Genomic DNA, 18,446 nt, shown 5'->3' on the forward strand with positions numbered 1-18,446 from the left:
TGTCACGCGAGCTTCCCGTCGACGAGGGTGGCCTTGCCCCGCAGCCAGGTGTGCGTGACCCGGCCCGGCAGCTCGCGGCCCTCGTAGGGGGTGTTGCGGCTGCGCGAGGCGAAGCCCGCGGGGTCCACGGCCCCACGGTATGCCGTGTCCACCAGCGTGAGGTTCGCGGGCTCACCAGCCGAGACGGGACGTCCGTGACCGGCGGCCCGGCCGATTCGCGCGGGCTTGACGGACATGCGGTCGGCGACACCGGCCCAGTCGAGCAGTCCGGTCTCCACCATCGTCTGCTGGACGACGGACAGGGCGGTCTCCAGACCGACCATGCCCATGGCCGCCGCGGCCCACTCGCAGTCCTTGTCCTCGTGCGGGTGCGGCGCGTGGTCGGTGGCGACGATGTCGATCGTGCCGTCGGCGAGCGCCTCGCGCAGGGCCATGACGTCGCGCTCGGTACGCAGCGGCGGGTTGACCTTGTAGACCGGGTTGTAGGTGCGCACCATCTCGTCGGTGAGCAGGAGGTGGTGCGGGGTGACCTCGGCGGTGACGTCGATGCCGCGGGACTTGGCCCAGCGGACGATCTCGACGGAGCCGGCGGTCGAGAGGTGGCAGATGTGGACGCGGGAGCCGACGTGCTCGGCGAGCAGGACGTCCCGGGCGATGATCGACTCCTCGGCCACCGCCGGCCACCCGCCGAGGCCCAGCTCGGCCGAGACGACGCCCTCGTTCATCTGGGCGCCCTCGGTGAGGCGGGGCTCCTGGGCGTGCTGGGCGACGACGCCGCCGAAGGCCTTCACGTACTCCAGCGCGCGGCGCATGATCACCGCGTCGTCCACGCACTTGCCGTCGTCGGAGAAGACGGTCACGCCGGCCGCGGACTCGTGCATGGCGCCCAGTTCGGCGAGCTTCTTGCCCTCCAGGCCGACGGTGACGGCACCGATGGGCTGCACGTCGCAGTAGCCGTGCTCCTGCCCGAGCCGGTAGACCTGCTCGACGACGCCGGCGGTGTCGGCGACGGGGAAGGTGTTGGCCATGGCGAAGACGGCGGTGTAGCCGCCGGATGCCGCGGCGCGGGTGCCGGTGAGCACGGTCTCGGAGTCCTCGCGGCCCGGCTCGCGCAGATGGGTGTGCAGGTCGACGAGTCCCGGAAGGAGCACCTTGCCGTCGGCCTCGACGACCTCGGCGCCGTCGGCGGACAGCCCGGTGCCGACCGCCTCGATGACCTCGCCGTCGATGAGGACGTCCTGCGGCTCGCCCCCGAGCACCTTCGCACCACGGATCAGGATCTTGCTCATGGTCTTACTTCTCCTCGGTACGGGTGTGGGTGACGGCGGGCTCGTTGCCGCCGAGCAGCAGGTACAGGACGGCCATCCGGATGGAGACGCCGTTGGCGACCTGCTCGACGACGGTGCAGCGGTCGGAGTCGGCGACCTCGGCGGTGATCTCCATGCCGCGGACCATCGGGCCGGGGTGCATCACGATGGCGTGCTCGGGCATCCGCGCCATGCGGTCGCCGTCGAGGCCGTAGCGCCGCGAGTACTCGCGCTCGGTCGGGAAGAACGCCGCGTTCATCCGCTCGCGCTGGACGCGCAGCATCATCACGGCGTCGGACTTGGAGAGGGTGCTGTCGAGGTCGTACGAGATCTCGCACGGCCAGGACTCGACGCCGACGGGCACCAGGGTCGGCGGGGCGACGAGGGTGACCTCGGCGCCGAGGGTGTGCAGCAGGTCGACGTTGGATCGGGCGACGCGGCTGTGCAGGACGTCGCCGACGATCGTGATGCGCTTGCCGGACAGGTCCTGGCCGATGCCGGCGTCACGGCCGACGAGGCGGCGCCGCATGGTGAAGGCGTCGAGCAGGGCCTGGGTGGGGTGCTGGTGCGTGCCGTCGCCGGCGTTGATGACGGCGGCGTCGATCCAGCCGGAGGTGGCCAGCCGGTAGGGGGCTCCGGAGGCGCCGTGCCGGATGACGACGGCGTCGACACCCATGGCTTCGAGGGTCTGGGCGGTGTCCTTGAGGGACTCGCCCTTGGAGACGCTCGACCCCTTGGCGGTGAAGTTGATGACGTCCGCCGAGAGGCGCTTCTCGGCGGCCTCGAAGGAGATCCGGGTCCGGGTCGAGTCCTCGAAGAAGAGGTTCACGACGGTGCGGCCGCGCAGGGTCGGCAGCTTCTTGATCGGCCGGTCGGCGACCCTGGCCATCTCCTCGGCGGTGTCGAGGATCAGGACGGCGTCGTCGCGGGTGAGGTCGGCGGCCGAGATGAGATGACGCTGCATCTGTCAGGCTCCGTAAGGCAGTTCAGGAGGATTCGGGCATGCGGGGGCGCGCAGGGCACTCGTTCGGCGTACGGCGGTGCCGTACGGCGGAGTGCTACTGCCGCTCGCCCGGGGAGGTCCGCTTCGCGCCGAGCAGCACGGTGTCGCGACCGTCCTCCTCGGCGAGCTGGACCTTGACCGTCTCCCGCAACGACGTGGGGAGGTTCTTGCCGACGTAGTCGGCACGGATGGGCAGTTCGCGGTGGCCGCGGTCGACGAGCACGGCGAGCTGCACGGCACGCGGACGGCCGATGTCGTTCAGCGCGTCGAGCGCGGCGCGGATGGTGCGGCCGGAGAAGAGCACGTCGTCGACGAGGACGACCAGGCGGCCGTCGATGCCGTCACCGGGGATCTCGGTGCGGGCCAGCGCGCGCGGCGGGTGCATGCGCAGGTCGTCGCGGTACATGGTGATGTCGAGGGAGCCGACCGGGATCTTTCGGCCGGTGATCTCTTCGAGCTTGTCCGCGAGCCTGCGGGCCAGGAAGACGCCTCGGGTCGGAATGCCGAGGAGCACCACGTCGTCGGCGCCCTTGGCGCGCTCGACGATCTCGTGGGCGATACGGGTCAGCACCCGCGCGATGTCGGGGCCCTCGAGAACGGGCCGTGCATCGGACTCGTGCTGCGGCTTGTCCTGCTCTGTGTCCATACGAAACGGACCTCCTTCTCCGCCTCACGGGACGGATCATTAAAGGACGTCGGAATTGCGCCATCGACCATACCAGCCCGGCAACGCCCCTGATCACATCCCTTTGAGCCACCGCGCGTGACTCCCACGGAAGGGTCGGTGCGAACCGTTCGGCTTGACGGGGAAGAGTAACGCTGCGTAACCTCACAGTGAGTCACCAGAGTCACCAGCCGCGCGGCGGAGCCGCACGTTGATACAGCGTCCGGGGAGCTATATGTCCAGCGAATACGCCAAACAGCTCGGGGCCAAGCTCCGCGCCATCCGCACCCAGCAGGGCCTTTCCCTCCACGGCGTCGAGGAGAAGTCCCAGGGTCGCTGGAAGGCGGTCGTGGTCGGATCGTACGAGCGCGGAGACCGCGCGGTCACCGTGCAGCGCCTCGCGGAGCTGGCGGACTTCTACGGAGTGCCGGTGCAGGAGCTGCTGCCGGGCACCACCCCGGGCGGAGCCGCCGAGCCGCCGCCGAAGCTCGTCCTCGACCTGGAGCGTCTTGCCCACGTCCCGGCGGAGAAGGCAGGCCCTCTCCAGCGGTACGCGGCCACGATCCAGTCGCAGCGCGGTGACTACAACGGCAAGGTGCTGTCGATCCGCCAGGACGACCTGCGCACCCTCGCGGTCATCTACGACCAGTCGCCCTCGGTCCTCACCGAGCAGCTGATCAGCTGGGGTGTCCTGGACGCGGACGCGCGTCGCGCCGTCACCCACGAAGAGGCCTGAGCCCTTCGCACCACTCAGCAGAAACGTGCCGCCGGGGTGGCCGGAACCATGGTGTTCCGGCCACCCCGGCGGCTTTCTGAGCGCCTCAGGAGCCTCCCGGGTACCAGAACGCCGGAGGGCCCGCAGCATGATCTGCTGCGGGCCCTCCGGCGTTTCGTGCCTCTGCGCGCGAGACGTGCGTGGTACCGCGCCTACGCGTGCGCCACGCACCGGTGGCGCACACCCGCGGGCACGGCCCTTGCGGGCGCACGCCCGGGTGCGCGTCGAGCGGCCAGGGGGTTTCGTCTGGATCAGGCCGGGCTGATCCAGACGAAGTCCGCTAGGCCTCGTCGCGGCGGAGCGACGGCTTCAGGTCCTTCAGCCGGCCCAGCAGGCCGTTCACGAACGAGGGCGAGTCGTCCGTGGAGAACTCCTTGGCCAGCTGCACCGCCTCGTCGAGCACCACGGCGTCCGGGGTCTCGTCGACCCAGATCAGCTCGTAGGCGCCGAGGCGGAGGATGTTGCGGTCGACGACCGGCATCCTGTCCAGCGTCCAGCCGACGGCGTACTGCGCGATGAGCTCGTCGATCCGCGACGCCTTCGCGGCGTAGCCCTCGACCAGCTCCATCGTGTACTCGCTCACCGGAGGCTGCCGGGTGTCGGTCCGGGAGTGCCGGATCCAGTCCGCGAGGACCGTCAGGACGTCCACGCCGCGCTGGTCGCCCTCGAAGAGGATCTGGAAGGCGCGCTTGCGTGCCGTGTTGCGGGCAGCCACGGTTAGCTGTTCACCCGGCCGAGGTAGTCGCTCGTGCGGGTGTCGACCTTGATCTTCTCGCCGGTGGTGATGAAGAGCGGCACGTTGATCTGGTGGCCGGTCTCCAGGGTGGCGGGCTTGGTGCCACCGGTGGAGCGGTCGCCCTGGACGCCCGGCTCGGTCTCCTGGATGACGAGCTCGACGGCGGCCGGCAGCTCGACGAAGAGCACCTCGCCCTCGTGCTGCGCGACGGTGGCGGTGAAGCCCTCGATCAGGAAGTTCGCGGCGTCGCCGACGGCCTTCCGGTCGATGTGCAGCTGGTCGTAGGTCTCCATGTCCATGAAGACGAAGTACTCGCCGTCCATGTACGAGAACTGCATGTCGCGCTTGTCGACAGTGGCCGTCTCGACCTTGACACCGGCGTTGAACGTCTTGTCGACGACCTTGCCGGAGAGCACGTTCTTGAGCTTGGTGCGCACGAAGGCCGGGCCCTTGCCGGGCTTGACGTGCTGGAACTCGACGACGGACCAGAGCTGGCCGCCTTCGAGCTTGAGCACCATGCCGTTCTTGAGGTCGTTCGTGGAAGCCACGGTTGCGGAATCTCCTGGACTGACGTGGACGACCCCGGGACACGCGCACAGCTCGAAGCTAGAGCGCGAGCAGCTCCTTGGTCGTGATGGTGAGTAGCTCGGGTCCGCCGTCCGCCTCGGAGCGGACGACGAGCGTGTCATCGATCCGGACACCGCCCCGGCCCGGGAGGTGGACCCCCGGTTCGACGGTGACCGGCACACAAGCGTCCAGTTTACCCATGGCCGCGGGGGCCAGCTGCGGGTCCTCGTCGATTTCGAGCCCGACACCGTGCCCGGTCAGCGGAGGAAGTGCCTCCGCGTACCCCGCGGAGTCGAGTACCTGACGGGCGGCCCGGTCCACGTCACGGTAGGCGGCGCCGGGTGTCAGCGCCTCCCGCCCGGCTCGCTGGGCGGCGAAGACCAGGTCGTAGAGCTCGATCTGCCAGTCCGCGGGCGAGGTGCCGATGACGAAGGTGCGGCCGATCTCGCAGCGGTAGCCGCGGTAGGTCGCGCCGAGGCAGACGGAGAGGAAGTCGCCCTCCTCGACACGCCGGTCGGTGGGCCGGTGGCCGCGCCGCCCGGAGTTCGGGCCGGTGCCGACGGCGGTCGGGAAGGCCGGACCGTCTGCACCATGGTCGACGAGGCGGCGCTCCAGTTCCAGCGCGAGGTGCCGCTCGGTGCGGCCGACGAGGATGGACTCCAGGAGCTCCCCCAGAGCCTGGTCGACGATCTCGGCGCCGATCCGCAGCGAGGAGATCTCCTCCTCGTCCTTGATCACCCGCAGCTGCTCCACCGCTCCGCCCAGGTCTCCGAGACGCAGCTGCGGCGCCACGGAGAGGATGGCGCGGTGCCGCGCCACGGTCAGATGGTGCTCCTCGATGGCGACGGACTCGGCGCCCTGGGACGCGGCGACGTCGGCGGCGGCGACGGCGGCATCACCGCCGGCGCGCGGCAGCACCCGTACGAGCAGGGTCTCGTCAGGGCGTCCTTCCCCGGCCTCGCCGCTCGGCGGACTGCCGCACAGCAGGAGGTCCTCGACCACTCCCAGCAGGAGCACGGCACCGGCCGGGGCCGCGCCGGCGAGGTACCTCACATTGGCCGGGCGGGTGACGAGCGCCGTCTCGCTCCCGCCGGCCGCACAGCGCTCCCGGAGCCGCTCTCTGCGGGCCGCGTACACCTCTGGCATGAACCGAGCGTACGAGCGGTGGCCGGATGTCGCCGGTCCAGAGAGGCCGGACGGGTCCAGAGGAGCCGTTCCGGTGAACCCGCGGGAGTGCGCAGGGGCCGTCCGACGGGAGTGCGCAAGGACAGGGCACCTCGGCGACATCGGCCTGGTGGGCGGGCCGGCCGGCGTGCGCAGGAGCCGCCGCGGCGGCTGTCCGTCACTTCCGCGGACGCGGGTCGCCGCCCGTCATCGCGACGGCGGGCCGGGGCCCATACCGCGGCAGACCCGCGCGGCTCACCCGTGCCGCGGGGAAGTACGCGTCACCACTGCGGCGGGCTGGCGATCGAGCGGGCGAGCACGTCGTCCAGGACGCGGGCCGTGGTCGGCACGTCGAGCTGGGAGTTGTCGATGATGGGCAGCCCGGAGCCGTACCACCCGGCCATGCGGCCGTGGATGCGGGCGACCTCCTCGTCGGACAGACGGCGGTTTCCGGAGCGCTCGGCATTGCGCTCCAGGACTATCTCCAGGCCGGGCAGCAGGACGACCGGCATCAGGCCGGGCCCCACGTGCCGCTTCCAGCCGCCGAGGCCGACGACGGGGCGGTCCGGGAAGACGGCGTCGTCCAGGATGCAGGAGATGCCGTTGGCCAGGAAGTTCCGCGCGGCGAAGCCGCAGGTGCGGCGGGCGAGACGGTACTGCGCCTCCGAGTTGTCGTTCCACCCGGACTGCGGGTCGGCGAAGCCCGAGCGCACCCATTCGCGTACGTCGTCGAGGCTGATGTGCGCGGTGGGGACCCGGCGGTGGTCCGCCCAGTACTTGGCGACGCTGGTCTTGCCGGCACCCGCGGGGCCGATGAGCAGGACCGCGAGCGTGGTGGCCGCGGGGTCGGGCGCTTCCGCGGCGGGCGACGGCGCGGGCACCGGCACCGGGGCACCGGACGGCAACTGCACATGTCCGGTGGTGTCAGGCGTCGGCGGAACCGGTGCGTGGTGCCCATGCTGCGGCGCGCCCTGGTGGGGAGGCTGCGCGTGAGCGTGGTGCGGGGGCACGTGCTGCGGAGCCGGGGCAGGTGGCACCCCGGGAGGTACGGGCGCTCCGGCGAAACCCGGGGCGGGTGCGGGACCCGGGTGTCCCGGGTGGTGTCCGGCCGACGACCAGCCGGCGGCCGGTCCGTGCCCCGGCTGGTGGGGCGGCGGCAGCGGAGCCCCCACTGCGTCCTGCATCCGGTGCCACTCCGTCTCGTTCTTCTCGGGCTCGGTCCACGTCCGGGCGCAGGAGCCGGTGCCGGGAGTCCGGCCGTGCGCGACCCCACGGGCCCTCGCACGCTCGTCCTCTTCGCACCGGCGCGACCCTTCGGCTCACTCGCCGCAGGCAATGCGCGCCGGCAGCGGGGCGCGAACCCCGCTTCGCTACCGAACGGTACCGTCCCCGGCCGTCGTTTGGTGAACGGCCGGGGTCGGCCCGAAGTGCCCGTGCCGCAAGGCGAATCGGACGGACGGTGCCTCGGTGGGACTTACTCGCCCACTTCGCCGTACGCGGCGAGCAGCACGGCGGGGTCCGGTCCCTCCATGACGGTGGGCTTGGCCAGCCCGTCGAGGACGATGAAGCGCAGCAGGTCGCCGCGGGACTTCTTGTCGACCTTCATGTTCTCCAGGAGCTTGGGCCACTGGTCGTAGCGGTAGCTCAGCGGGAGGCCGACGGACTCCAGGACGGTGCGGTGGCGGTCGGCGGTCGCGTCGTCCAGGCGGCCCGCCAGGCGGCCGAGTTCGGCGGCGAAGTGCATGCCGACGGCGACGGCCGCGCCGTGCCGCCACTTGTAGCGCTCGTTCTTCTCGATGGCGTGCGCGAGCGTGTGCCCGTAGTTGAGGATCTCGCGCAGCCCCGACTCCTTGAGGTCTCCGGAGACGACCTCGGCCTTGACCTTGATGGAGCGCTCGATGAGCTCGGCGGTGTGCGGGCCCGCGGGGGTGCGCGCCGCCTGCGGGTCGGCCTCGATGAGTTCGAGGATCACGGGGTCGGCGATGAAGCCGGCCTTGATGATCTCCGCGAGCCCGGAGACGTAGTCGTTGACGGGCAGCGAGTCGAGCGCGGCCAGGTCGCAGATCACACCGGCGGGCGGGTGGAAGGAGCCCACGAGGTTCTTGCCCTCGGCCGTGTTGATGCCGGTCTTGCCGCCCACCGCCGCGTCCACCATGCCGAGCACGGTGGTCGGAACGGCGATCCAGCGCACGCCGCGCAGCCAGGTCGCCGCGACGAAGCCCGCCAGGTCGGTGGTGGCGCCACCGCCGACGCCGACGATGACGTCGGTGCGGGTGAACCCGGACTGGCCCAGCGCCTTCCAGCAGTACGCGGCGACCTCCGCGGTCTTGGCCTCCTCCGCGTTGGGCACCTGGATGGCGACCGCCTCGAAGCCCTGCTCGGCCAGATCCGCGCGGAGCGCCTCACCGGTCTCGGCGAGCGCCTCGGGGTGGATGACCGCGACGCGCTTGGCACGCTCGCCGATCAGTGCGCCCAGTTCACCGAGGAGCTGACGGCCGACCAGGACCTCGTAGGGGTCGGTGCCCGCCGTGCCGCCGACCTGGATACGGGTCACTGCCTCGCTCATGCTTCCTTCAACTCCAGTGCGTCGAGGACCGCTTGGGCGACCTCTTCGGGGGTGCGGCCGTCGGTGGCCACGACGGCTCCGGCGACCTCGGTGTACAGGTGGCGGCGTGCGTCCATCAACTCGCGCCACTGGCGGCGCGGGTTGACGGCGAGCAGCGGCCGGGCGGTGTTGAGGCCGGTGCGCTTGACCGCCTCCTCGACGTCCATCGAGAGATAGACGACCAGGTGCGCGGCGAGCAGCGTGCGGGTGTCCTCGTCGAGGATCGCGCCGCCGCCGAGCGCGAGGACTCCCTCGTGCTCGGCGAGGGCCCTGTGCACGGCCTGCTTCTCGATCGCGCGGAAGGCCGGCTCGCCCTCGTCGACGAAGATGTCGGCGATGGTGCGGCCCTGCGCGGCCACGATGTCGTCGTCCGTGTCACGGTAGACGCAGCCGAGCCGCTCGGCGACGAGTGCGCCCACGGTGGACTTGCCGACGCCCATGGGCCCGACGAGGACAACGCGCGGGGCGGTCACCGGATGGCCAGGTTCTCAAGGTACGACTGCACGTTCCGGCGGGTCTCCGGGACGCTGTCGCCGCCGAACTTCTCGGCGACGGCGTCGGCGAGGACGAGCGCGACCATCGCCTCGGCGACGATGCCCGCCGCCGGGACCGCGCAGACGTCGGAGCGCTGGTGGTGGGCCTTGGCGGCCTCGCCGGTGGCGACGTCGATGGTGGCGAGCGCGCGGGGCACGGTGGCGATCGGCTTCATCGCGGCGCGGACGCGCAGCAGCTCGCCGGTGGTGAGGCCGCCCTCGGTGCCGCCGGAGCGGCCGGTGCTGCGCCGGATGCCGTCCTCGGTGTGGACGATCTCGTCGTGGGCCTTCGAGCCGGGCACACGGGCGAGCTCGAAGCCGTCGCCGACCTCGACGCCCTTGATGGCCTGGATGCCCATGAGCGCGGCGGCGAGCCGTGCGTCGAGGCGCCGGTCCCAGTGGACGTGGGAGCCGAGGCCGACGGGCACGCCGTACGCCAGGACCTCGACGACACCGCCGAGGGTGTCGCCGTCCTTGTGGGCCTGGTCGATCTCCGCGACCATCGCCTTCGAGGTGTCGGCGTCGAGGCAGCGCACCGGGTCGGCGTCGAGGCGCTCGACGTCCGAGGGCTTCGGGTAGACGCCGTAGGGGGCCTTCGCCTGGGCCAGCTCGACGACGTGCGAGACGATCTCGATCCCGGCCGTCTCCTTCAGGTACGAGCGGGCCACCGCGCCGAGAGCCACGCGGGCCGCGGTCTCGCGGGCGGAGGCGCGCTCCAGGATCGGCCGGGCCTCGTCGAAGCCGTACTTCTGCATGCCGGCGAGGTCGGCGTGACCGGGGCGCGGCCGGGTCAGCGGGGCGTTGCGGGCCAGTTCGGCGAGGACCTCGGGGTCGACCGGGTCGGCGGCCATGACCTGTTCCCACTTGGGCCACTCGGTGTTGCCGACCATGACGGCCACCGGCGAGCCGAGCGTGAGGCCGTGGCGCACGCCGCCCAGGAAGGTGACCTCGTCGCGCTCGAACTTCATGCGGGCACCGCGTCCATAGCCCAGGCGCCGCCGGGCGAGGTGGTCGGCCACCATCTCCGTGGTGATCGGCACGCCGGCGGGAAGGCCCTCCAGCGTCGCGACAAGTGCGGGACCGTGGGACTCCCCCGCGGTCAGCCAGCGCAACCTGCTCAACGGTGCTCCTCATGCTCGCGCCCTGGTACTGCTGCTGCGTACGCGCGTCCTCGCGTACGGCGACGGCGTGACCGGGTGCGCGGCCCTGGCCCGCCACCTCCGATCCTCCCACGTCCGGGGCTCGGATCCGGTCGCAGGTCCATCAGGCGGACGCACATCGTCACGTGCGCGCGACCGGACGTCACCTGTGCGCGACCGGCGAATTCCGGCCATATTTCCGGGAAACCCATCCCTTTCCTCCCGCATTCCCTTGACCGATTCCTCCCGCATTCCCTTGACGGAAATGACGGTCACATGCACGCGAAAGGATTCCCGGGTCCGGCCCGCCAGGAGAATCCGGGTCGCTCGTCGAGGGCGGCGGTCCACCGAACCTCGAAACCCTCCGGGCCTAGTCTGTGGGGCGTGAAGGCGAGACGTTTCCTGAGATCGGTCGGCGGCCAGTTCCTCCTCGCGACGCTGGCGGTGCTGCTTCTCTTCCTGCTGGTCGGAGCCGGGGTCTCGTACCTGCTCGGAAGCGTCTTCGGGGGAGGCTGGTTCGTCTTCTGACCTGCGCGGCCGGGGTGCGCGCCCATGGTGCGGGCGGCGCCCCGGCCGCCTGTCGTCAGTGCAGGGTGCCGTTCAGGGCGTCCTCCAGCACCTGCGCATAAGCGGTGGTGCCGAGATCATTGGGATGAATGGATCCACGACTGGGCATCGCGGCCTCCTGGAAATCTCCCGGACCGTTCGGACTCATCTGAATGGGATTGATGTAGTGCGGCCCGTCACAGAAGGCGTGGCCCTCGAACTTGTACTGCGGGTTCGTGTAGACGATCTTCGGGTCGCCGAAACTCGTCGCCGACTGCTTCATCACCGTGGCGAGTTTGTCCGCCCAGGAGTTGAAGATCGCGACCTCACGGTCGTTGTACTCGACCGCGCACGCCGTGGGGCTGAACAGCCGGGGGTACCCCATGAGCACGATCTTGGCGTTGGGTGCCTGCGCGCGGATCTCGGTCAGGGTCTCCGAGACCCAGGGCCCGACACTGTTGGCGATGAACTCCGGCTCGTACTCCGTGAGCGGCTTGGGGTCGCTCTTGTACGTGTATCCGCTGTCGGAGCAGTCCGTGGCCGCGCAGGCCGCCGCGAGGGGCGAGAACCGCGCGTCGTTGCCGCCGATGGAGATCGTGACCAGGGTCGTGTCCGCGCTGAGCACACCGGAGCCCAGCTGCGGGATCTCCCCGAACTCCCCGTCGTTCCCCCAGCCCCAGGGGGCCGTCTGGTCGTCGCGGCCCGCCGAGTACTTGCCGAGCGCGTTGTCCGTGTACGCGCCCGAGCAGGCGACGAACTGGTAGTCCAGGGTCGGGTCGTTCGCGTCGGCGAGCGCCCCGACGGAGGACGAGCGGCCCGGCAGGACGGCCTTGCGGCTCCAGGCGTTGGCGCTGCGGTGGCAGGCGTTCCACGTCCGCTTGCCGTAGTCCATGTCCGACTCGGGAGCGTACGACCCCGCGCCCTCACCGGACGAGAACGAGTCGCCCATCGCGACGACGAAGTCCTTCGGCTTCGCGGACAGCGGCACGAAGGCGACCGCGTCCCAGGCCACGTCGTCGTCGGCCGTGCCGTCGCCCGCGGCGTTGCTCAGGGCGACGCTCTGCGGCTTGGAGCCGTTCACGAAGTGGTACGTGCCGAGCGGGTACCACTCGTTCTTCGACGTGACCTGGTTGATCGTGCGGTGCCGCGTCGTGCCGTCGCCGAGGGTGATGTCGTACCTGGCCTGCTGCGACTCGGAGCCGGTGGACGGGAGGTGCACCATGACCCGTGCCCACTGGTCGAGCCGCTGGGTCAGCGTCCAGGTGCCGGTGACCTTCATCTGCGAGATGCGGTTGGCGCTGTTGCGTGTGTGCGCGAACCAGAAGTGGGCGCCGAACCCGCCGCCGACCTGGTGGAAGTCCTCCTTGCCCTCGTACGTGGTGACGGTTCCCGGGGTGTCGGCGAAGTCCCAGGACATGGTTCCGGCGTTGCTCCAGGTCTTGGAGCAGTCGGTGCGCATGGTCGGCACCCCTGCGTCGACGTCGTCGACGATCCGGGCGCCCGAGGGAAGTCCGCTCGTGGAGCAGTTGGGCTGGCCGCTGTTGCCCCGGCCGAGCTCGGCACGCAGCGTCTTGTAGGTGAGGGTCTCGTTGCCGCACTCGAGGGAACAGGTCGTCTTCCAGCTGGCGTTGGCGTGGTACCAGTACTGCTTGTAGCAGTCCTCCGTGGTGCACTGCGGCGGGTTGCCCGAGTCACAGCCGTTGCTGCCGTTGCAGAAGGTGTCCAGGGACGGCTTGACCCGCGTGCGGGCTCCCGCGTTGCCCCACCACGCCGCCTGGAAGCCGTGGGTGTTGCCGCTGTCCTGCACGCCGGCGTCGCTGTAGGAGCGGCCGGTGTCGATCGGGAAGGCGGCCCAGCCCATCACCTTCTCCGGGTAGGGCCACTTCTGCGGCTGCGCGGCGTCCGCGTAGTGGTTGTTGTCGAGGAAGGCGAACCGGTCGGCCGGGTACTTGGGGTTGGCCGGGTTGTTCAGCCAGCCGAGGCCCCATTTGCCGCTGGAGTCGGGCGTGTTGTAGCCGAGGTTGTAGTTCCAGGCGGCGGCGAACCAGTTCTCGATGTACTTGGGGTCGTCGTCGTTGATCTTGATCGTCTGGCCGTCGGTGTGCAGCTCGTTCCACTTCTTCGCGAGCGTCTGCGCGGCGACGGCGATGTTCGCGGCGTAGTCGAGAGCGATGGCCCGCTGCTGGTCCGCGGGGAGGGCGCCCGGCTTGCCGGGCTGCTGACGGGTGGCGACGCTCATGCCGTCGGTCTGCTGGCCGATGCCGTAGCCGCAGTCGGCCTTGGCCCAGTCGATCGACCAGATCTTGGTCGGGTCGTAGCCGGTGGTGCCCGGGTAGATGTTCGTGCCGTAGAAGTTGCCGATCAGCGCGTTGCCCGTCTGGCCCGGCAGCGCGTGGTACGACGCCTGCCACAGGTTGGACTCCTGCGCCAGGATGCCCAGCAGCACCTGTGCCGGGATCCGCGAACCCGAGGCGGCTCCCTTCAGCGCGGGCACCGGGAACATCGTCGAGGGCGAGACCGAGGAACCGAGGCCGTCGGCCGAACGCCAGCCGCCCTGGGTGATGTAGCCGCTGGTCAGGTTTCCGCGGATCGCCATGTCCGCGGCCCACTCGACCTGGTTCGGGGTGGGCTGGAGGGCCTGCTGCGACTCGTCGTTGCGGGGGACGGCGCAGGTCCGCTCGGGGTCGGACGTGGTGGTGGACGAGGCCGCGGCGGTGGCGGCGAGGGCCTGCTTGGTGGTGCCGCCCGCGGCGGCGGTCCGCAGCGCGGGCGAGTGCTGCCCGGCCCCGGTGCTGGTGTCCGGCGGGACGGTGAAGTCGACCTTCTTGTCGGTGGCGGGCACCCGTGCCTCGACGGTGAACGGCAGCGGGCTGTCGTCACCGGTGGCCGCGAGCGGGCTGGTCACATGGGAGCGCAGCCCCGTGGAGACGGCCCGCTCGATGACCAGACGGCCGTGCGAGGACACCTCCGTACCGGCTTCGGCCTCCAGCCGCCTTATGCCGCTGGGCAGTTGGGCGACGCCTTGCGGCTTCCCGGTGAGGAACAGCCGACCGCCGGTGCCGGCGGACAGCCCCACCTTGCCGAGGGCTCCGTGCGCCAGCTCCGTGACCTTGCCGCCCGCGGCCCGGCGGACCGCGACATCGTTGCCGTGCCGGTCGAGGAAGCCGACGCCGCCGTCCGCGTCGGGGTGCAGACGGAACGCGGGACCCGAGGTCCGGCCGATCAGCTGGGTGGAACCGCTGCCCGTGATGCGGGTGAGCCGGTTGCCGAGGGCCGCGACCGTCGCGTCCCCGACCGGGACGGCGGACGTCGCCTCGCCGCGCACGGTGACCGTGCCGCTCACCTTGCCGGTGACGGTGTTCAGCCGCAGCAGCCGCGTCTTGCCGACCTCTTCGTCGGCGGACTGGGTCAGCACCGCCGTCTCCCCCGCGCCGCAGCCCGGGTTGAAGTAGGCGAGTGAGACCTGCTGCGGCAGCTTGGTCACCTTGTGGGTGCCGAGGTCGACCACTGCGGCGAAGGCGCCGCGGTCGAACAGCGCGGGAGTGTTGGTGAAGGTCCGCGGCGCGTAGGCCACCACAGCCCGCTTGCCGGAGCCCGTGACGCACACGTTGCCGATCCACGCGTCCGCGTCGAAACCGTCCTCCCGCAGCGTGGCCGCCTCCTGCCACTGGTAGGCGTCGGCGCTGTCGGCGACCAGGACGTGCAGTCCTCGCGCGTCGCCCGCCACGGTGACGGCGCGGTCGTCCGACGTCCGCCAGCCCTTCGGCAGCGTACGGTCCGGATCGGCGACCTTGGACGGACCCGACGGATCAGCCGCCGCCCCGGCCGTCCGGGCGGCCGTGTTCGGGGCCTTGCCCGCCGAGGCCCCGCCGTCGCCCGGCGCCTGGGGTGCGGCGAGGGCGTACGCCGAGGGCAGCAGGCCCACGGTCAGGGCCGACGTCAGTACAACGACCCATCTCTTTCTTGCCGTTCGGAGTTTCACCTGTCAGCCGTCCTGCTCCCTGTCGGCCCGCGGGTCACGCGGGAAACGGATGGTCCATGCAACATCCGCTGGGAACAGTAGGAGGCCGTCGAGGTGACGGTTCTGCGATCAGGGGCACTGGCGCAATGCCGCCAGCCCGTGCGCGCGTTCGGGAAAGCCCCGGCGACCGGGGCCGGATCCGGCCATTCCCGGCGTCGCGAAAGGCGGGCGGGAATGGCCGGTGGGGACCTGAGGGCGGGACAGCCCTCAGCGGGCGGCGAGCGCGTGCTCGCCCGCCTTGCGCATCGCGTCGAGCGGAGCGGGCGACCGCCCGGTCATCTGCTCGACCTGGAGGACCGCCTGGTGCAGCAGCAGGTCGAGTCCGCTGACCACGGCCCCGCCGTAGGCGGACCAGCGCGCCGCGAGGTCCGTGGGCCACGGGTCGTAGAGCACGTCGAAGAGGGTCGCCGGCCGTTCCGGGACCGCGGCGGCCAGCGCGTCCGTGGTCCCGGCCGGAGTCGTGGCGATCACCAGCGGCGCGCGCAGCGCCTGCTCGGCGTCCGCCCAGTCCGCGGTCCGCACCTCGACGTCGAGCCGTTCGCCCCACTGCCGCATCTCCGCGGCGCGCCCCTCGCTGCGGACATAGGCGACGACCTCACCGGTGCAGATCCGGGCCAGCGCGGCCAGCGCGGACGAGGCGGTGGCACCCGCGCCGAGGATGGCGGCGGAGTCCACCTCCTCGATGCCTCGCTCGCGCAGGGCGGCGACCATGCCCGGAATATCCGTGTTGTCGCCGACGCTGCGCCCTTCCTCGGTGAACACCACCGTGTTGACGGCCTCGACGGAGGCCGCCGTGTCGCTGATCTCGTCGAGCAGCGGCATGACGGCCCGCTTGAGCGGCATGGTCAGCGACAGCCCGGCCCATTCCGGGCCGAGCTCCGCGAAGAACCCGGGCAGCGCCTCCTCGTCGACCTCGAAGCGGTCGTACGACCAGTCGCCGAGCCCCAGTTCCGTGTACGCGGCCCGGTGGAGCACCGGGGACAGCGAGTGCGCGATGGGGGAACCGAGGACGGCGGCCCGACGGGCGTCAGTTCTTGCCCGAGCTGTCATTGAATTTTTCCTTGAGCTTCTGGAAGTCGGCGTACGTCTTGGCGAACTCGGTGTTGCTCTGGCCGTCGGTCGCCACGAAGTAGATCCAGCCGTCGTCCGTCGGGTTGAGCGCGGCCCGCAGCGCCTCGTCGCCCGGGTTTCCGATCGGACCGGGCGGCAGCCCCTTGCGCGTGTACGTGTTGTACGGGTCCTGGTTGCTGTTGATCTCCGACTCGCTGATGTCGATGTTGCTCTGCTTCTTCAGGTAGTTGAAGGTCGAGTCGAACTGCAGCAGCTGGTTGGTCTCGGTGTTGGTCGGCTTGAGGCGGTTGTAGACGACCTCGGCCATCTTGCGGAAGTCGTCGTGCGTCTTGCCCTCGGCCTGGACGAGGCTCGCGACCGTGACGAGCTGGTACGGGTCCTCCAGGCCGAAGCTCTTGGCCTTCCCCTTGAGGTCGAGTTCCGTGTACCTCTGGTTGGCCTGGGCGACCATCTTCTTCAGGACGTCCTCGGGCTTCATGCCCTTGGCGGCCGGATACGTGGCCGGGTACAGGAACCCTTCCAGCGGATCCTTGACGTCCTTGCCGGCCTTCGCCCAGTCCGGCAGCCCGAGGTTCTTGTACTCCTTCGCGGCCACCTTGCCGGTGGTACCGGCCTTCAGGGCGAGCTTCTTGTCGATGGCCTCGTAGACCGCGGAGTTCCGCTGCCCCTCGCTGACGGTCAGGTTGTTCTGACTCTTGGGGTCGAGCATCCATTTCACGGCGCTCGCGGCGGACATCTCCTTCTTCATGGTGTACGCGCCGGCCTGGATGGAGCCAGACTCGGAGTTCTGGGTGAACGCCGACACGAACGCGTCGACGCTCTTGACGACGCCGGCGTCCCGCATGAGGCGCCCGATCTCCGCACCGCCGGCACCCTTGGGCACCTGGACGTTCACGGTCTCGCCGGTGCCTTCGCCGGCATAGTCCGGCGCCGGGCCAAAACGATTCTGGTAGAACTGATATCCGTAATATCCGACTCCGCCGAGTCCTCCTCCGAAGACCAGCACGACCACGAGGCAGGCGCAGCCGCTGCGACGTTTCTTCCCTTTGCTCCCGCCCTTGCCGCGGCGGTCCCCGCGGCCCCGGCGGCCCTGCGGGTCGTCGTCGAAGTCGTCGTCGTCATCGTCTCCGCCACCGGCGAAGAAGGCGTGTTCGCCCTGGTCGGGACCGGGGTCCCAGTCCGTCTTCGGCTCGGGTTCGGCGCGTCGGCGGGCCGGCGGCTCCGGCGGCGGATAGGCGTCCGGAGTGTTGTAGTAGTCGGGCTGCCCACCGCTGTACTGGCCGCCGTACGGGTCGGCCGGATCGGCGGCGTACGGGACCTGGGTGTGCGACCCGGTGTTCCAGTTGCCGTCGTTGTACTGCTGCTGCCCCTGACCTGCGTACTGCTGCTGCCCGTGGTCGACGTACTGCTGACCCTGGCCCGCGTACTGCTGGTCCGGGTACTGCTGCTGGCCCTGGCCGGAGAACTGCTGCCGGCCCTGATGCGGGTACTGCTGCTGGCCCTGGTGCGGGTACTGCTGCTGCCCCTGGCCGTACGCGTCCTGCTGACCCGTGCCCCAGCCGCCGTACTGCGCCTGCTGCTGCGGCTCCTGCGGGTAGTGCTGTGGCTGGCCGCCGTAGGGGGACTGGCCGTCGGCGGCCTGTCCTCCCCATCCGCCGTCCCCGTACAACGGGTCCTCCGGATGCCACGGTTCGGAGCCTGCGCCCCGGCCATACTCAGTCATCGATCCCCTACGAGCCGCGAGACGGCGGCTGCTGGTGCGGTGAGCCCGGCTCCCGTCCGCCTCTTTGCTGTGCGGCGGCTGTTCGAACACCACCGCATCGCGCGGAACGTTACCGTATCGCGATCAGATGACCACTTCGACGCCCTCGCCGGGAGATTTACCTGACACCCGTTCGGATTCCAAGGCCTGCTGCAGGATGATGACGGCCGCCGCCTGGTCGATGACCGACCGGCCCTTCTTGGATTTCACGCCCGAGGCCCGCAGTCCCTGACTCGCCGTCACCGTGGTCATCCGCTCGTCCACGAGCCGCACCGGGACGGGCGCGATCCCCCGGGCGAGTTCCTGGGCGAAGGCGCGGACCTTCACCGCGGCCGGGCCCTCGCCCCCCTTGAGGGAGCGAGGCAGCCCCACGACGACCTCGATCGGCTCGTACTCCTCGACGAGCTGCTTCAGCCGGCGGTGGGCCGCGGGGATGTCACGCCCCGGGACCGTCTCCACCGGAGTGGCGAGGATCCCGTCGGGGTCGCACGAGGCGACCCCGATCCGGGCGTCCCCGACGTCGATCGCGAGTCGACGTCCTCTGCGCATGGTC

Annotated in this window: 16 protein-coding genes; 2 read left to right on the forward strand and 14 right to left on the reverse strand. The window is 70.8% G+C overall.

The window, feature by feature from the left end; genetic code table 11:
- Window positions 1-2 precede the first annotated feature (2 nt).
- From ACSYGO_RS11085 to pyrR, 3 genes are all read right to left on the reverse strand, one after another.
- Window positions 3-1,289 (reverse strand): dihydroorotase, encoded by a 1,287-nt coding sequence (locus tag ACSYGO_RS11085; protein WP_426681689.1) that lies wholly within the window; start codon window positions 1,287-1,289, stop codon window positions 3-5.
- A gap of 4 nt (window positions 1,290-1,293) precedes the next feature.
- Complete coding sequence (locus ACSYGO_RS11090; protein WP_426681688.1) at window positions 1,294-2,271, reverse strand: aspartate carbamoyltransferase catalytic subunit; 978 nt, start codon at window positions 2,269-2,271, stop codon at window positions 1,294-1,296.
- Window positions 2,272-2,365: 94 nt separating this feature from the next.
- Window positions 2,366-2,956, reverse strand: coding sequence for a bifunctional pyr operon transcriptional regulator/uracil phosphoribosyltransferase PyrR (gene pyrR, locus ACSYGO_RS11095; protein WP_426681687.1), 591 nt, complete (start codon window positions 2,954-2,956; stop codon window positions 2,366-2,368).
- 253 nt (window positions 2,957-3,209) lie between these two features.
- Between pyrR and bldD the strand changes: the two genes are divergently transcribed.
- Window positions 3,210-3,710, forward strand: coding sequence for a transcriptional regulator BldD (gene bldD, locus ACSYGO_RS11100; RefSeq protein WP_028803692.1), 501 nt, complete (start codon window positions 3,210-3,212; stop codon window positions 3,708-3,710).
- Window positions 3,711-4,029: 319 nt separating this feature from the next.
- Here the strand turns inward: bldD and nusB are convergent, their stop codons facing one another.
- The 7 genes from nusB to aroC all read right to left on the reverse strand — a co-directional run bounded on the left by nusB (window position 4,030) and on the right by aroC (window position 10,475).
- Window positions 4,030-4,464 carry a transcription antitermination factor NusB gene (nusB, locus tag ACSYGO_RS11105; RefSeq protein WP_426681686.1) on the reverse strand — a complete coding sequence of 145 codons (435 nt, stop codon included), beginning with the start codon at window positions 4,462-4,464 and terminating at the stop codon, window positions 4,030-4,032.
- 2 nt (window positions 4,465-4,466) lie between these two features.
- The gene (gene efp, locus ACSYGO_RS11110; protein ID WP_028803694.1) at window positions 4,467-5,033 is read right to left on the reverse strand and encodes an elongation factor P; all 567 of its coding nucleotides are present in this window, start codon (window positions 5,031-5,033) and stop codon (window positions 4,467-4,469) included.
- Between the two features lie 58 nt (window positions 5,034-5,091).
- Window positions 5,092-6,198: a M24 family metallopeptidase gene (locus ACSYGO_RS11115; protein ID WP_426681685.1), complete on the reverse strand. Its 1,107-nt coding sequence runs from the start codon at window positions 6,196-6,198 to the stop codon at window positions 5,092-5,094.
- Window positions 6,199-6,497: 299 nt separating this feature from the next.
- Window positions 6,498-7,400: a Pro-rich N-terminal domain-containing protein gene (locus tag ACSYGO_RS11120; RefSeq protein WP_426681684.1), complete on the reverse strand. Its 903-nt coding sequence runs from the start codon at window positions 7,398-7,400 to the stop codon at window positions 6,498-6,500.
- A gap of 290 nt (window positions 7,401-7,690) precedes the next feature.
- The gene (gene aroB, locus ACSYGO_RS11125; RefSeq protein ID WP_426681683.1) at window positions 7,691-8,782 is read right to left on the reverse strand and encodes a 3-dehydroquinate synthase; all 1,092 of its coding nucleotides are present in this window, start codon (window positions 8,780-8,782) and stop codon (window positions 7,691-7,693) included.
- Complete coding sequence (locus tag ACSYGO_RS11130) at window positions 8,779-9,261, reverse strand: shikimate kinase (RefSeq protein WP_426681779.1); 483 nt, start codon at window positions 9,259-9,261, stop codon at window positions 8,779-8,781. The genes aroB and ACSYGO_RS11130 overlap by 4 nt, the downstream gene beginning before the upstream one ends.
- Before the next feature lie 29 nt (window positions 9,262-9,290).
- Complete coding sequence (gene aroC / locus ACSYGO_RS11135; RefSeq protein ID WP_426681682.1) at window positions 9,291-10,475, reverse strand: chorismate synthase; 1,185 nt, start codon at window positions 10,473-10,475, stop codon at window positions 9,291-9,293.
- 402 nt (window positions 10,476-10,877) lie between these two features.
- Between aroC and ACSYGO_RS11140 the strand changes: the two genes are divergently transcribed.
- A complete protein-coding gene (locus ACSYGO_RS11140) occupies window positions 10,878-11,021 on the forward strand; it encodes a hypothetical protein (protein ID WP_426681681.1) in 144 nt (47 codons plus the stop codon).
- A 55-nt stretch (window positions 11,022-11,076) separates the two neighbouring features.
- On the opposite strand, the gene ACSYGO_RS11145 is transcribed toward ACSYGO_RS11140, so the two are convergent.
- The 4 genes from ACSYGO_RS11145 to ruvX all read right to left on the reverse strand — a co-directional run bounded on the left by ACSYGO_RS11145 (window position 11,077) and on the right by ruvX (window position 18,442).
- Window positions 11,077-15,021 (reverse strand): golvesin C-terminal-like domain-containing protein, encoded by a 3,945-nt coding sequence (locus tag ACSYGO_RS11145; protein ID WP_460386598.1) that lies wholly within the window; start codon window positions 15,019-15,021, stop codon window positions 11,077-11,079.
- 246 nt (window positions 15,022-15,267) lie between these two features.
- Window positions 15,268-16,110 carry a shikimate dehydrogenase gene (locus tag ACSYGO_RS11150; RefSeq protein WP_426681679.1) on the reverse strand — a complete coding sequence of 281 codons (843 nt, stop codon included), beginning with the start codon at window positions 16,108-16,110 and terminating at the stop codon, window positions 15,268-15,270.
- A complete protein-coding gene (gene mltG, locus ACSYGO_RS11155) occupies window positions 16,088-17,854 on the reverse strand; it encodes an endolytic transglycosylase MltG (RefSeq protein ID WP_426681678.1) in 1,767 nt (588 codons plus the stop codon). Before mltG ends, ACSYGO_RS11150 begins: the two co-directional genes overlap by 23 nt.
- 123 nt (window positions 17,855-17,977) lie before the next feature.
- Window positions 17,978-18,442: a Holliday junction resolvase RuvX gene (gene ruvX, locus ACSYGO_RS11160; RefSeq protein WP_028803703.1), complete on the reverse strand. Its 465-nt coding sequence runs from the start codon at window positions 18,440-18,442 to the stop codon at window positions 17,978-17,980.
- Between the last annotated feature and the right edge of the window lie 4 nt (window positions 18,443-18,446).

The organism is Streptomyces krungchingensis, from assembly GCF_054729265.1.